This window comes from Streptomyces sp. NPDC020917, assembly GCF_044333795.1.
GTDB lineage: Bacteria > Actinomycetota > Actinomycetes > Streptomycetales > Streptomycetaceae > Actinacidiphila.
The window spans coordinates 251,113-265,829 of the sequence record NZ_JBIRRR010000002.1 but is presented as its reverse complement, the minus strand read 5'-3'; the positions used below and the strand labels follow the sequence as shown (position 1 = coordinate 265,829).

The following is a 14,717-nucleotide window of genomic DNA, read 5'->3' as shown; positions in this document are numbered from 1 at the left end:
GGGACAAGGGGAGGGAGCCCAGACACCGCGGGGCCCGGGCAGGCCGCACGCGCCCGCACCCGGCGGCCCTGATCCGGATCACCGCTTGGAGATGCGAGATGTCCGAAGTCACCACCCCGTACGAACCCGGCACACCGTGCTGGACCGACCTGATGGTCCCGAACCAGCAGGCCGCGCTGGACTTCTACCGGGACCTGCTCGGCTGGCAGGGCGAGGTCGGGCCCGAGGAGTTCGGCGGGTACTCGATGTGCACCCTCAGGGGCAAGGCGGTCGCCGGGATCATGAAGACCCCGGAGATGGAGGGCCAGCCCTCGCCGCCGCCGGCCTGGACCACGTACTTCACCAGCGCCGACGCCGACGCGACCCAGGCCGCGATCAACGCCAACGGGGGCAAGGTGATCGTCCCGGTGGCGGACGTCGGCACCATCGGCCGGATGCTGGTCGCCGCCGACCCGCAGGGCGCGGTGTTCGGCGTGTGGCAGGCGAAGGACTTCGCCGGCGCGCAGATCGTCAACGAGCCGGGCGCCCTGGTCTGGAACCAGCTGCAGACCCCGGACGTCGACGGGGCCCGCGCCTTCTACAAGGCCGCGCTGGGCCTGGACTCCGGTCCGATGCCGGAGCTTCCGGAGTTCGTCGGCTTCCAGGTCAAGGGCCGGACGATCGGCGGCGTGCAGGGCATGGCGAACCTGCCCGAGGGCACCCCGCCGAACTGGCTGGTCAACTTCTCCGTCGACGACGTCGACAGCACCGTGGACGCGCTGGTGCGCTCCGGCGGGAACGTCCTCGCGCCCGCCTTCGACATGGAGAAGATCGGCCGGATGGCCGTCCTGCAGGACCCGCAGGGCGGGGTCTTCGCCGTCGTCTCCCTCGCCTCGGCCGGCTGACCGGCGCGCGGGGCCGGGCCACGGCACGCGTACCCCCGGGAGCCGGGGTCCCGATCCGGGGCCCCGGCTCCCGGCATGACCGCGGGCCGGCCCCGCCGGGAGCGGTTGCGGGCGGTCCGGGCGCGGAGGAGATTGGAAGATGAGCGCGTCCGGAGCCGGTCGTGCGCACAAGGGCGCCGGGGCGCCGGACGCGGGTCACCGGGAAGGTGAGCGTCATGCGCATGCTGCTGACGGCGAAAATGGACTCGGAGAAGACCAACCAGCTCATCACGGACGGGACGCTGGGCAAGACGATGGAGGGCATCCTCGAGGAACTCAAGCCCGAGGCTGCCTACTTCACCGCCTGGGAGGGCGAGCGGACCGCGCTGCTGGTCATCGACCTCGACGACTCCAGCCAGATGCCGTCCGTCGCGGAGCCCTTCTTCCAGGCCGGCGCGAAGGTCAGCCTGCGTCCGGCCATGAACCGCGACGACCTCACGAAGGGCCTGGCGAGCCTCGGACGGTGACGTCCGGAACACCTGGATTGCACCACTCGGGTGGCGTTGATGTGAATATCGCCGGATTCAAGGTGCGGCTCCTCGGAATCTGTGCTGGCTTCCGCATGATCGGACTAGTCGGTTCACCGGTTCACGAGAAGCGAGAGGTCGACAGGTCATGGCTGCTACCTTCCGGACGTTCTGGGGCGCTCTGCTGAGCGTCCTGCTCAAGTGCATCGCCGCCCTGGGGTTCCGCACCCCCGCCACCCGTACCCAGGCCGCCGCCCCGGCGCCGGTCCCCGCCGGTGCCGAGGCCGGCGCCGTCGCCACCGCGGCCGCCGTGCCCGCGGCGAGGGGAGCCGGCTCCTCAGGGGGCTCCCCTTCGGCACCCGAGCCGGAGGGCCGCCACGTGCCGGCGCCCCGGGTCTACGAACCCGTGCGGAGCAGTCGCGACTGCCTGCTGCCGCCCACGATGAAGCAGCGGATCAGCGCAGAGGCGCACGGAGCCACCCCCGCAGGACGCAGTCTGCCCGCCGGCACGCTGGTGGCCGACGACGGCTACGGCGGCCTGATGACGGTGCCCGCGCCGGACGACGGCGAGGCCGCACGACGTTCCGCGCGGCGCACCCGGAACAGCGGCGGCGCGGCGGCCACCGCGAAGTCCCCGTCGCACGACGGCCGTTCCGTGGACAAGGGCAATGCCGCCGGCCCGCGCCGGCTCGCCGCCCTGCACGGCTGAACGGATCGCGCCGCACTTTCGGCGGCGCAGCGCCCCAGGCGCACCTGACGGAATGCGTCCGACCGCGGTTCCCCGGCTCTCTTGAGCCATAACCCGCACCTTTGTGCGGGGCAGGGGTGCAGTGCGGGAGGATGGGGATCGTGACCTCAGCCACCGAGCCCACCGGGCCCAGCGAGCCGGCCGATCCGCCCCTGGACAACGACAATCCCGCGGCCATACCCGCCGCGGAACCACCGGAGTCGCACGAGTCGCTCGACGATCCCGCCCCGCGGCTGATCGCCACCGACCTGGACGGCACGCTGCTGCGGGACGACAAGACCGTCTCGCCGCGCACGGTAGCCGCACTCGCCGCCGCAGAGGCGGCAGGGATCGAGGTCTTCTTCGTCACCGGACGCCCCGCCCGCTGGATGGGCGTGGTCTCCGACCATCTCGCCAGCCACGGTATGGCCATCGTCGGCAACGGCGCCGCGGTCTTCGACCTGCGCGCCGGCACGCTGATCGAGGCGTTCCCGCTGCCGGAGTCCGACGCGCTCGCCGTCGCGCACGCACTGCGCGAGGCCGTGCCCGGAACCGCGTTCGCGGTCGAGCGCGCCAGCGTCTTCCGGCGTGAGCCCGCCTACGAGGCCGCAGAACCGGACGGTCCCGGCGCCTGTGCGCCCCTGGAGACCCTGCTGGCGGAGAACCGCGACCAGCCCATTCTGAAGCTGCTGGCCAAGCACCCGTCCCTCGATCCGGACGACTTCCTCGCGACCGCTCTGGCCGTCGCCGGCCGCCAGGCCGAGATCACCCGCTCCAGCGAGACCGCGCTGCTCGAGATCAGCGGTGCCGGCGTCAGCAAGGCGACGACGCTCGCCAAGTGCTGCGCGGAGCGAGGGGTGACCGCCGCGGAGGTCGTGGCCTTCGGGGACATGCCCAACGACCTGGCCATGCTGAGCTGGGCCGGCACCGCCTACGCGGTCGCCAACGCCCATCCCCATGTGCTGGCCGCGACCCGGCACCGCACCGCGTCCAACGAGGACGACGGCGTCGCCCAGGTCATCGAGCGGATCCTCGCCGCGCGGCAGGGCTGAGGCTCACCACCTGCGCGGCGCAGCGGCACCTTGCTGGGGACGCCGCAGCCAAGGCCGCGGGGCGGCCGTGAGACGGCGGCCGCGGTCAGAGGCGCGGCCACGACGCCGCAGGGGACAGGGCGGCCGGGCCCGGATCGCCGCCCGGGCCCGGCCGTCTGTCGAGAAACCCCCGCGGCCTCAGGCGGCCGCGGCCACCGCCACCGGTTCCGACGCCTGCTCGCGCTCCAGGGTGCGGCGGAACGGGCCGTCCACGGCGGCCAGTTCGGCGTAGCCGCCGCGCTGCACGACGCGTCCGGCGTCCAGCACCACGATCTCGTCGACGGCCCCGCCTGCCAGGCAGGCCAGGCGGTGGGTGATCAGCACGGTCGTCCGGTCCCGGGTCGCGGCCAGCAGGTCGGCGGTCAGCGCGTCGGCCGTGGGCAGGTCCAGGTGCTCGGCGGGCTCGTCCAGCACCAGCACGGGGAAGCCCGCCAGCAGGGCGCGGGCCAGGGCGAGGCGCTGCCGCATGCCCCCCGAGAGGCGGGCGCCGTGCTCGCCGACCGACAGGTCCAGGTCGACGTCCAGCCGCGCCGCGGCCAGCGCCTCCGTCAACTCCTCGTCCGTCGCGCCGGGGCGTGCCAGCCGCAGGTTCTCCCGCACGGTGCTGTCGAAGACGTGCGCGTCCTGGGCGCACAGGCCGACCAGGCGCCGCACGTCGTCGCCTTCGAACCCCTGGGCGTCCCGCCCGGCGAGCGTGTAGGCGCCGGCCTCGGTGTCCAGGAAACGCAGCAGGACGTGCGCGAGCGTGGTCTTGCCCGCGCCCGACGCGCCCACCACGGCGATCCTGCGGCCCTCGGTGAGCGTGAGGTCCAGGTCCGCGACGGCCGGTGCGTCCTGTCCCGGGTGACGGGCCGTCACGCCGCGCAGGACCAGCGGGAAGGGTGCCGCGGGGGCCTGGGCGGGCTCCTGCGGCTCCCGGACCGGCACGGGCGCGTCCAGCACCTCGCGCACCCGCTCTGCCGCCCTGCGGCTGCGCTGCCGCTGCTGGACGGCGGCCGGCATCCCGGCGACCGCCTCGAACGCCGCCAGCGGGGTCAGCACCAGCACCGCCAGCAGCACGCCGTGCACCCGGTGGGCCGCGACGGCCTGCACGCCCACCGCCGCGCAGGCGGTCACGGTCAGGCCGGTGACCAGGGCGGTCAGCCCGGCGCCGAGCGCGGTCGCGGCCGCCGACCGCGCCTCGATGCGGCGCAGTTCGCGGTCGGTCCCGGCGGCCTGCTCCCGGCGGGCGGACAGCGCGCCGGCGACGGTGAGCTCCGCGGTGCCGGTGAACAGCGCCAGCACCCGCGCCGAGAGCGCGCCGCGCACCGGGGCGGTACGGCCCGCGGTCCTGCGGGCGACCGCGGCGGACAGTGCGGGCACCGCCAACCCGGCGACCAGCAGTCCCGCGCCGAGCAGCAGGCCGGCTTCCGGCAGCAGCCAGCCGGTGAACACGGCCGCGAGCAGGGCAGTCGTCCCGGCGGTCAGCGCGGGCAGCAGCCAGCGCAGGAACCAGTCCTGCACCGCGTCGACGTCCGCGACCAGCCGCGACAGCAGGTCGCCGCGGCCGGTGGCGCCGAGCCCGGCGGGCGCGAGCCGCTCCAGCCGGCGGAACACCCGCACCCGTACCTCGGCCAGGGCCCGGAACACCGCGTCGTGCCCCACCAGGCGCTCGGCGTAGCGGAAGACGGCCCGCCCGATACCGAAGGCCCGGGTCGCCGTCACCGCCACCATCAGGTACAGCACCGGCGGCTGCTGGGCGGCCCGGCTGATCAGCCAGCCGGAGGTGCCCATCAGGCCGATCGCGCAGCCCAGCGCGAGCACGCCGAGCGCGCCCGCGGCCGCGACCCGGCGCAGGAACCCCGGCGCCCGCACCAGCCCGATGACGGTGCCGCCCGTCAGCCGCGCCGCCCGCACCCGCGACGCACGTCCCCCGGCGCTCCCAGCCGATGCCGCGGGTTCCGCGGCCCGGGGCGCGGGCAGGCGCGGCGAGGCCGTGGGGGCGGGCTCGCCGGCGGTCAGGAGTGCGGGCTCCATGGCGCCGGTGGCGACTCCGGCCTTCGCGAGCGGGACCGGCGTCACGGCCGCGACCGCACCCGTTGCCCTGGTGGCGTCCGCGGGCTCGCCGGGCGCCTTCTCGGCGAAGGCCAGCGGGTGGACGTGGTCGGCCAGCGGGAGCAGGGCCGGGCGGTGGGCCGTCATCACGACGGTCCGGCCGCGGGCCAGTTCCCGCAGGGCCGCGATCACCCCCTGCTCGGTGTCGCCGTCGAGATGCGCGGTCGGCTCGTCCAGCAGAAGCAGCGGGCGGTCGGCGAGGAACGCCCGGGCCAGGGCGAGCCGCTGGCGCTGCCCGGCGGAGAGCCCGGCGCCGTCCTCGCCCAGCAGGGTGCCGGGCTCGGCGAACGACGCGACGCCGGCCGCGGCCAGCGCGGACCGCACCTCGGCGTCGGTGGCCTGCGGCCGGCCCAGCCGGACGTTCTCGGCGACGGTGCCGGCGAACAGGTGCGGCCGCTGCGGCACCCAGGCGATCTGGGCGTGCCAGGTCGCCTGGTCGATCGACGCCAGGTCGACCCCGTCGACCAGGATCCGCCCGGCCGACGGCACGGCGAACCCCAGCAGGGCGCTGAGCAGCGTGGACTTGCCCACTCCGCTCGGCCCGGTGACGGCCAGGAACTCCCCGGGCGCGATCTCCAGACTGGTGGGCGCCAGCACCCCGTCGTGCCGCACCTCGACGCCGTCGACGCTGATGGTCGCCGTGCGCAGGTCCGGTGCGGCCAGCCGTCCCGCCGCGCGGGTCGGTTCGGCCTCCAGGACCTCGAAGACCTCCTCCGCCGCGGCCAGGCCCTCGGCCGCCGCGTGGTACTGCGCGCCCACCTGCCGCAGCGGCAGATACGCCTCGGGGGCGAGCACCAGCACCAGCAGCCCGGTCCGCAGGTCCAGTTCGCCGTGCACCAACCGCATGCCGATGCCGACGGCGACCAGCGCCACCGAGATCGTCGCGAGCAGTTCCAGCACGAACGACGACAGGAAGGCGATCCGCAGGGTCCGCAGCGTCGCCCGCCGGTACTCGGCGGTGATCGCCCGGATGTTGTCGGCCTGCACCTTGGCCCGGCCGAACACCTTGAGGGTGGGCAGGCCCGCGACGACGTCGAGGAAGTGCCCGGACAGCCGGGCGAGCAGCCGCCACTGGCGGTCCATCCGCTCCCGAGTGGCCCAGCCGACGAGCACCATGAACAGTGGGATGAGGGGCAGGGTGACCGCGATGGTCGCCGCGGAGATCCAGTCCGCGGTCGCGATCCTGGCCAGGACGACCGCGGGCACCACGACGGCCAGCCCCAGTTGCGGCAGGTAGCGGGCGAAGTAGTCGTCGAGGGCGTCGATGCCGCGGGTGGCGAGCGTGGTCAGCTCGCCGCTCCTGCGGCCGGTGAGCCAGCCGGGGCCGAGGGAGGTGGCGTGCTCCAGCATCCGCCGGCGCAGCTCGGACTTCACGGCCGCCCCGGCCCGGTAGGCGCACAGCTCGGTCAGCCAGGCGACCAGCGCCCGCCCGGCCGACACGGCGGCCAGCGCCAGCAGGTCGCCGCGCAGCGCGCCGAGCCCCTGCCCGTGCTGGAAACCGCCGACCACCACATCGGCGATAAGCGTGGCCTGGGCGATGAGCAGTCCCGCACCCGCGGCTCCGAGCAGCACGGAACCGGCGAGGAACACCCTCGTCGCGCGGGCGTGGCGGACCAGACGCGGATCGACAGGTTTCACGTGGAACATCCCCTTTCACGCGGGTCCGGATGTTCCACGTGGAACATCCGGACCGCGCAGGACGACCGGGTGCCGCGCACCATCAGTGCGCGCCCTCCGCGAGGTGCTGGGTGCCGATCCGCTTGCGGAACACCCAGTAGGTCCAGCCCTGGTAGAGCAGCACCAGCGGGGTCGCGATGCCGGCGCACCAGGTCATGATCCGCAGGGTGTACGGGGTGGCGGAGGCGTTGCTGACGGTCAGCGACCAGCCGGCGTTGAGGCTGGACGGCATCACGTTCGGGAACAGCGCGAGGAAGAGCATCGCCATCGCGGCCGCGATCGCGACCCCGGAGAAGGCGAAGGACCAGCCCTCACGCCCCGCCAGGTTCGCGCCGATCGCTGCGGCCAGGGCGGCCACGGCCACGATCAGCGCCACCAGGCTCCACCGGTCGCCGGAGTGCACCTGGGTCCACACCAGGAAGACGGCGGCCGCGGCGGCCGCGATCAGCCCGGCCACGGTGGCCAGTGTCCGCGCCCGCTCCCGGATCGGACCGACCGTCTTCAGCGACACGAACACCGCACCGTGGAAGGTGAACAGGGTCAGCGTCACCAGGCCGCCCAGCAGGGCGTAGCCGTTGAGCAGGTCGAAGAACCCGCCCACGTACTCCTTGTTCGCGTCGATCTTCACCCCGCGGACGATGTTGGCGAAGGCCACGCCCCACAGCACCGCCGGGATCAGCGAGGTCCAGAACACCGCGTGCTCCCAGTTGCGCTGCCAGCGCTCGCCCGGCTGCTTGGCGCGGTACTCGAACGCCACACCGCGCACGATCAGGCAGACCAGGATGATCAGCAGCGGCAGGTAGAAGCCGGAGAAGAGGGTGGCGTACCACTCGGGGAAGGCGGCGAACGTCGCGCCGCCCGCGGTGAGCAGCCACACCTCGTTGCCGTCCCAGACCGGGCCGATGGTGTTGATCAGCACCCGGCGCTCGGCGCGGTCGCGGGCGAGCAGCTTGGTGAGGATGCCGACCCCGAAGTCGAACCCCTCCAGGAAGAAGTAGCCGGTCCACAGAACGGCGATCAGGACGAACCAGACGTCGTGCAGATGCATGTCGCGCTCCTCAGCTGCTCAGTACGAGAAGGCCATCGGCCGGTCGGCGTCGTCGTGGTCGCCGCCGATCCGGGTGGGGGAGCGGCGGTCGTCGTCGGTCAGCTCAGGTGGGCCGGTCCTGACCGCCTTGATCAGCAGGCGCACCTCGATGACGGCGAGCACCGCGTACAGGAGCGTGAGGACGATTACCGAGGTGAGCATGTCGCCGGCCGAGACGCCGGGGGAGACCGCGTCCCGGGTGCGCAGCACGCCGTAGACCACCCACGGCTGGCGGCCGGTCTCGGTGAAGATCCAGCCCCAGGAGTTGGCGAGCAGCGGGAAGACCATGGTCAGCAGGGCGATCCGCCAGTACCAGCGGGACAGGCCCTCGTTGATCCGGATCCCCCGGGTGAGCATCAGATGCGGCACCTCGTCGTCGCCGGTGCGGTACTCGGGCGCCAGCCAGAACTTCCTGCGGGTCAGCCACAGCCCGGCCGCGCCCACCCCGATGGAGACCGCGCCGAAGCCGATCATCCAGCGGAAGCCCCAGTAGGCGACCGGGATGTTGGGCCGGTAGTCGCCCGGGCCGTACTTCTGCTGCTCGGCCTTGTTCACGTCGTTGATGCCGCCGACGTAGGAGGTGAAGTCATCGGTGGCCAGGAACGAGAGCAGGTTGGGGACCTCGATGGCCACCTCGTTGTGGCCCTTGTTGACGTTGCCGACCGCGAAGATCGAGAAGGGCGCGCCCTTCTGTCCGTCCCACAGCGCCTCGGCCGCGGCCATCTTCATCGGCTGCTGCTTGAACATGACCTTGCCCAGGGTGTCTCCGCTGATCGCGGTCAGCGCTCCGGCGACCACCGCGACCACCAGCGCCATCCGCAGCGAGGACCGCATCACCGCGATGTGCTTCTTGCGTGCCAGGTGGTAGGCGCAGATGCCGATCATGAACGCGGCGCCGGTGAGGAAGGCGGCCGACATAGTGTGGAAAAACTGGGCGAGCGCGGTGTTCTGGGTGAGCACCGCGAGGAAGTCGTCGAGTTCGGCGCGCTTGGTCGTGGGGTTGTAGTGGTAGCCCACCGGGTGCTGCATCCAGGAGTTGGCCGCCAGGATGAAGTACGCCGACAGCAGCGTGCCGAGCGACACCATCCAGATGCAGGCCAGGTGGATCTTCTTCGGCAGCTTGTCCCAGCCGAAGATCCACAGCCCGATGAAGGTGGACTCGAAGAAGAACGCGATCAGCGCCTCGAAGGCCAGCGGGGCGCCGAAGATGTCACCGACGAAGCGCGAGTAGTCCGACCAGTTCATGCCGAACTGGAACTCCTGGACGATGCCGGTGACCACGCCCATGGCGATGTTGATCAGGAACAGCTTGCCCCAGAACTTGGTGGCCTGGAGGTACTTGTCCTTGCCGGTCCGCACCCAGGCGGTCTGCAGTGCCGCGGTCAGCGCGGACAGCGAGATCGTCAGGGGCACGAAGAGGAAGTGGTAGACGGTTGTGATGCCGAACTGCCATCGGGCGATGTCCAGCGTCCCCAGCGCGATCTGCACGGTTCGCCTCCCTTTCCGCGACGGCGAGTGATTCGCCCTGTTCACCAGACAAGACGTGACGTATGGGTACGACACGTTCGCTTGTGAACGTGAATACATTCACAAGGTAGTATCGCCTACGCCAAAAAGCCCCCTGACACCGGGGGTGGGTCAGGGGGCTCAAGGGCCTGAAACAGGCGGAAAACGGGGCCAAGCGACGCCCTGGGGGAGGGCCGCCGGCGGCTACAGCTCCTTGCGGAACGCCTCCGCGGTCCGCAGCATGATCGCGTTCGCCTCGGTCTCACCGACGGTGATCCGCACGCCCTCACCGGCGAACGGCCGGACCGTCACCCCGGCCCGCTCGCACGCCGCGGCGAAGTCCATGGTGCGCTCCCCCAGCCGCAGCCAGACGAAGTTGGCCTGGGTCTCCGGCACGGTCCAGCCCTGGCCGGACAGCGCCTCGACGACCCGGTTCCGCTCCACCACCAGCGCGGCCACCCGCTCCAGCAGGGCCGGCTCGGCGCGCAGGCTGGCCACGGCGGCGTCCTGGGCCAGCTGGCTCACCCCGAAGGGGACCGCGGTCTTGCGCAGCGCGGCGGCCACCGGCTCGTGCGCGATCGCGAAACCGACCCGCAGCCCCGCCAGGCCGTACGCCTTGGAGAAGGTGCGCAGCACCGCCACGTTCGGGCGGTCCCGGTAGACGTCGACGCCGTCCGGCACCTCGTCGTCGGTGATGAACTCCCGGTAGGCCTCGTCCAGTACGACCAGCACATCGGACGGCACCCGGTCCAGGAACCGCTCCAGGGCGGCCCGCCGCACCACGGTGCCGGTCGGGTTGTTGGGGTTGCAGACGAAGATCAGCCGGGTCCGGTCGGTGACCGCGTCGGCCATCGCGTCCAGGTCGTGCCGCTCCTCGGCGTCCAGCGGCACCTGCACGGCCTCCGCGCCACTGATCCGGGTGATGATCGGGTAGGCCTCGAAGGAGCGCCAGGCGTAGATCACCTCGTCGCCCGGCCCGGACGTCGCCTGCAGCAGCTGCTGGGCCACGCCCACCGAGCCGGTGCCGGTCGCCACGTGCGCGGCGGGCACGCCGAAGCGCTCCGCCAGCTCCGCGGTGAGCGCCGCGCAGGCCATGTCGGGGTAGCGGTTGAAGGACCCCGCGGCGGCGGTGGCCGCCTGAAGGACCCCGGGCAGCGGAGGGTAGGGGTTCTCGTTCGAGGACAGCTTGAAGGCCGGGCCCGCGGAGGCGCCGTCCTCCTCCGTGGCCGGGGGTCGCCCGGGCTTGTACGTCGGGATGCCGTCCAGTTCCGCGCGCAGCTTGGGGGTGGTCATGGCCTCACCCTACGAGCCGGGCGTTCGGCTGGGGAGATGGTCGGCCGGGTGCGCTCCGACACAGGGCGCACCCATGCCCCGGTCACCCGTTGGGGACGCGTGCTCGGGTGGCGTGCGCGGTGGCGCGCATCCCCCGTAGGAGTGAGTTGCCGGACGGGCTGCCGCCGGGCCAATGGCCGCATCGGGGCCGAGAACAGGCCCGTATCCCCCGTATCGCGGGCCTGCCGCCTGCATATTCCACCTTGCATACAGGCTTCGATCTTGCAGAAACCGTTCTCCCGCCCGATCGGGCAGCCGGAGGCTTGGGGGACCCCTACCGCCCTAGTATCGGCACGCCATGACAGCAGCAGGGAAACACCAGGCGAGCCGGCCCATCGGACGCCGGCTGGAGCGAGCGGGGATCAGGGATGTCGCCGCTGCCGCCGGAGTCTCGATCACGACGGTCTCCGACGCGCTCAACGGCAAGGGCCGCCTGCCCGACGCCACCCGACGCCATGTGCGTGAGGTCGCCGACCGGCTGGGCTACCGCCCGTCCGCCGCCGCCCGCACCCTCCGCACCGGCCGCTCCGGCCTGATCGGCCTGACGGTGACGACCTACGGCGAAGAACCGTTCACCTTCACGGAGTTCGCGTACTTCGCCGAGATGGCCCGCGCCGCCACCTCGGCCGCGCTCGCCCGGGGCTACGCCCTGGTGATCCTGCCCGCCTCGTCCCGCCACGACGTGTGGGGCAACGTCGCGCTGGACGGCACCGTCGTCATCGACCCGTCCGACCAGGACCCGGTGGTCACCGAACTCGTCCGCCAGGGCGTGCCGGTGGTCAGCGACGGCCGGCCGGTGGGCAGCCTGCCGGTGCACGCCTGGGTCGACAACGACCACGAGAACGCCGTGCTCGGCATCCTCGACCACCTGGCCGCCGCCGGCGCCCGCCGGATCGGCCTGCTGACCGGCACCAGCACCGACACCTACACCCGGCTGTCCACCACCGCGTACCTGGACTGGTGCGCGCGCGTGGGCCAGGAACCGGTCTACGAGGCGTACCCCGCCCACGACCCGTGCGCCGGCGCCGTCGCCGCGGACCGCTTACTGGCGCGGCCCGACCGACCCGACGCCGTCTACGGCCTGTTCGACCCCAACGGCACCGATCTGCTGGGCGCCGCCCGCCGTTACGGGTTACGCGTCCCCGACGACCTGCTGCTGGTCTGCTGCAGCGAGAGCGGCGGCTACGCCGGCACCGATCCGCCGATCACCACCCTGTCCCTGCAGCCGCGCCGGATCGGCACGGCTGTCGTGCAGTTGCTCATCGACGCGATCGAGGGAATCGGCCCCGCCCACCCGGTGCAGCAGGTGATGCCCACCGAGCTGATCATCCGGGCCTCCTCCCAGCGCCGGCCGCACCGCACGACGGTCAGCCCGCCCCGAGGGCCCTCGCGCGGCGAGTGAACGGCGGTGCCGGGCACCGCCGGAGGGTGTACTGGGCGGTATTCGGGGTGGTTTGTCTGGACCTTGGGAAAACCCGGGTGCCTGGGTATGTCACAACGCGCCAGCGTCATTCCTATGATGGGCGGATGGCGGCGCGATCGTGGAGGGGTCGATGACTCAGGGGGCAGGTCACGGGTACGAACCCGGTGCCGGGTACGAGCCCGGTTCCGAGCCCGCGCCCGGTTACGGGACGGCGCCCGGCTACGAAGCGGCCGCCGGGTACGCACACGACTACCCGGCTCCCGGTTCGGCCTACGACCGCCCTGCCCCGGGAACCGGTGCGCCCGGACCCGGCGCCCCCGCGGCCCCGCCCGTGCCCTCGTACGACGCGGGCACCAGCGCGCCGCCGGCGCCCGCCGGTTACGAGCCCACCCGCCCCGACACCCCGCTGGTCCCGCCGGACTACACCCCGACGGCCCGCGATCTGCCGGTGATCACCGTGACCCCCGATCAGGGCGACCGCCCGGGACCGCTGTACGTCGTCGGCGACGTGCACGGCTACCTCAGCGAACTGCTGGCCGCCCTGCGGGAGAACGGCCTGGTCAACGCGGACGGGCACTGGTCCGCGGGCAGCGCCCGGCTGTGGTTCCTCGGCGACTTCACCGACCGCGGCCCGGACGGCATCGGCGTCATCGAACTCGTCATGCAGCTCTCGGCCGAGGCCGCGGCCGCCGGCGGCTACTGCCGCGCGCTGATGGGCAACCACGAGCTGCTGCTGCTCGGCGCCCACCGCTTCGGCGACACCCCGGTCAACTCCACCGGCGGCACCGCGTCCTTCCTCGCCGCCTGGCGGCTCAACGGCGGACAGCCGTCCGACATGGAGCGGCTGGAGGACCGCCACCTGACCTGGATCTCCCGGCTGGACGCCGCCCATGTCACGGACGGCCACCTGCTGGTGCACTCCGACACCACCGCGTACCTGGAGTACGGCAGCAGCGTCGAGGAGATGAACGACGCGATCACCGGGGTGCTGCAGCGCAGCGACGCCGACGAGTGCTGGGACCTGTTCCGGAAGCTGACCAAGCGATTCGCCTTCCGCGGCGACGGCGGCGCCCAGGCGGCGCGTGAACTGCTCGGCACCTACGGCGGCAAGCGGGTCGTGCACGGCCACAGCCCGATTCCGTATCTGCTCGGCGAGGTCGGCGGGGAGCACCCGCTCGACAGCGAGGAGCGGGGCCAGACGGTGAACGGGCCGATGGTCTACGCGGAGAACCTGGCCGTGGCCATGGACGGCGGGGTCACCATGGACGGCCGACTGCTGGTCGCCCAACTTCCGCTGGTCGGCTGAGAACTGACGATCCATCAGAAGACAAGGCGGAATCTGCCACACCACTCGTGCGATCCGGCAGGTTCCGCCACTCCCACATTTCCTGGTTGCACCCTGTCACGGCCTGACGTACCGCCCTACCATCGGCAGTATCCGTAGGGCACACCGCTCTCCTGGCATCCGGCGGGCCGAGACGGTTCCACGTGGAACGTCCAGCCGCGCACGGAGAGTCGGAGCATCGGGGGATGCACATGACCAGCGCTCCACATCTGCTCAACGAAGACCGCTCGGATTTCGAGCATGTCCTCGACGACGCACTGCGCATCGTCCTGGACGACATGGACGCGGAATCCGGGTCGCCGCTGAACGCCGAGCAGTTGCGCACGATGGCGCTCGCCGCGTCCGATCTCATCGGGACGGCGGCCGCCGAGGAGTACGACGCGTACCGCACGCTGCGTGCGGAGTTCCGTGAGGCGAACCGGGCGTCGGCGCGCGCCCGCGACAACAGGGCGTTCGGCTACGCGGCGATGGGCGTCGCCGAGGGCGCCGGATCCGGTGCCGGGCTGATCGCGGTGATGGCCGTCCTCACGCCCCTGCTGGCCGGCGCCGCCGCCGTGATCTTCCTGCTCATCGGCTACGCCCTGCACGCGGTGTCGCCCGAACCGGGCATCGCCTCGCCGCTGCGCACCGCCGGGTGGTTCTTCGCCGCCCTCATGGGCGCGTCCGTCCTGCTGGGCGGCGTCGGGCTGCTGCTGACCGCGCTGCGCAACAGCTCCTCGGCGATACACGACGCCCCCGACGCCATGCCGCCCGAGGTCGCGCAGGCCCGCCGGCAGTGGCACGACGCGCTGCTGACGCTGGGCCTGGTGCCCTTCCTGGACGACGCCCTGGCCGAGGCGGCCGCGAACGCCACCACCGCGGCCACCGCCACCGCCCCGCCCGCCGGGCCGGCCGCGGCATCGCCGCCCCGGATGCCCCGCCTCGGCTACACCCGCCCCGACTTCAGCTCGCCGCAGGACCCGCACGCCGCCGCTCCGCGCTTCTCCTCGCCGGACTTCACCAGCCCGGACTTCAGCGGCCCGGACCGCCGGCCGGACTAGTCACC

11 protein-coding genes are annotated in these 14,717 nt (G+C 72.8%); 7 read left to right on the top strand and 4 right to left on the bottom strand.

The genetic code is table 11. From position 1 onward, the window contains the following. Window positions 1-98 precede the first annotated feature (98 nt). The 4 genes from ACH4TG_RS05095 to ACH4TG_RS05080 all read left to right on the top strand — a co-directional run bounded on the left by ACH4TG_RS05095 (window position 99) and on the right by ACH4TG_RS05080 (window position 3,169). On the top strand, window positions 99-884 hold the full coding sequence (locus tag ACH4TG_RS05095) for a VOC family protein (RefSeq protein ID WP_398240764.1): 786 nt from the start codon (window positions 99-101) through the stop codon (window positions 882-884). Between the two features lie 215 nt (window positions 885-1,099). Next, entirely contained in the window at window positions 1,100-1,390 is a 291-nt protein-coding gene (locus tag ACH4TG_RS05090) for a hypothetical protein (protein ID WP_398240763.1), read from the top strand. A gap of 148 nt (window positions 1,391-1,538) precedes the next feature. After that, complete coding sequence (locus ACH4TG_RS05085; protein WP_398240762.1) at window positions 1,539-2,099, top strand: DUF6344 domain-containing protein; 561 nt, start codon at window positions 1,539-1,541, stop codon at window positions 2,097-2,099. Between the two features lie 140 nt (window positions 2,100-2,239). Next, window positions 2,240-3,169: a Cof-type HAD-IIB family hydrolase gene (locus ACH4TG_RS05080; protein ID WP_398240761.1), complete on the top strand. Its 930-nt coding sequence runs from the start codon at window positions 2,240-2,242 to the stop codon at window positions 3,167-3,169. A gap of 177 nt (window positions 3,170-3,346) precedes the next feature. On the opposite strand, the gene cydD is transcribed toward ACH4TG_RS05080, so the two are convergent. The 4 genes from cydD to hisC all read right to left on the bottom strand — a co-directional run bounded on the left by cydD (window position 3,347) and on the right by hisC (window position 10,865). Next, on the bottom strand, window positions 3,347-6,949 hold the full coding sequence (cydD, locus tag ACH4TG_RS05075) for a thiol reductant ABC exporter subunit CydD (protein ID WP_398240760.1): 3,603 nt from the start codon (window positions 6,947-6,949) through the stop codon (window positions 3,347-3,349). Window positions 6,950-7,022: 73 nt separating this feature from the next. Further along, window positions 7,023-8,027, bottom strand: a complete 1,005-nt coding sequence (cydB, locus tag ACH4TG_RS05070; RefSeq protein ID WP_398240759.1) for a cytochrome d ubiquinol oxidase subunit II — start codon at window positions 8,025-8,027, stop codon at window positions 7,023-7,025. Window positions 8,028-8,045: 18 nt separating this feature from the next. Next, on the bottom strand, window positions 8,046-9,554 hold the full coding sequence (locus ACH4TG_RS05065; protein WP_398240758.1) for a cytochrome ubiquinol oxidase subunit I: 1,509 nt from the start codon (window positions 9,552-9,554) through the stop codon (window positions 8,046-8,048). A gap of 222 nt (window positions 9,555-9,776) precedes the next feature. Continuing rightward, on the bottom strand, window positions 9,777-10,865 hold the full coding sequence (gene hisC / locus ACH4TG_RS05060; protein ID WP_398240757.1) for a histidinol-phosphate transaminase: 1,089 nt from the start codon (window positions 10,863-10,865) through the stop codon (window positions 9,777-9,779). Window positions 10,866-11,202: 337 nt separating this feature from the next. Between hisC and ACH4TG_RS05055 the strand changes: the two genes are divergently transcribed. The 3 genes from ACH4TG_RS05055 to ACH4TG_RS05045 all read left to right on the top strand — a co-directional run bounded on the left by ACH4TG_RS05055 (window position 11,203) and on the right by ACH4TG_RS05045 (window position 14,712). Further along, window positions 11,203-12,306, top strand: coding sequence for a LacI family DNA-binding transcriptional regulator (locus ACH4TG_RS05055; RefSeq protein ID WP_398240756.1), 1,104 nt, complete (start codon window positions 11,203-11,205; stop codon window positions 12,304-12,306). A gap of 151 nt (window positions 12,307-12,457) precedes the next feature. Beyond that, window positions 12,458-13,633, top strand: coding sequence for a metallophosphoesterase (locus tag ACH4TG_RS05050; RefSeq protein WP_398240755.1), 1,176 nt, complete (start codon window positions 12,458-12,460; stop codon window positions 13,631-13,633). A gap of 224 nt (window positions 13,634-13,857) precedes the next feature. Then, entirely contained in the window at window positions 13,858-14,712 is an 855-nt protein-coding gene (locus tag ACH4TG_RS05045) for a hypothetical protein (protein ID WP_398240754.1), read from the top strand. The last annotated feature ends 5 nt before the right edge of the window (window positions 14,713-14,717 follow it).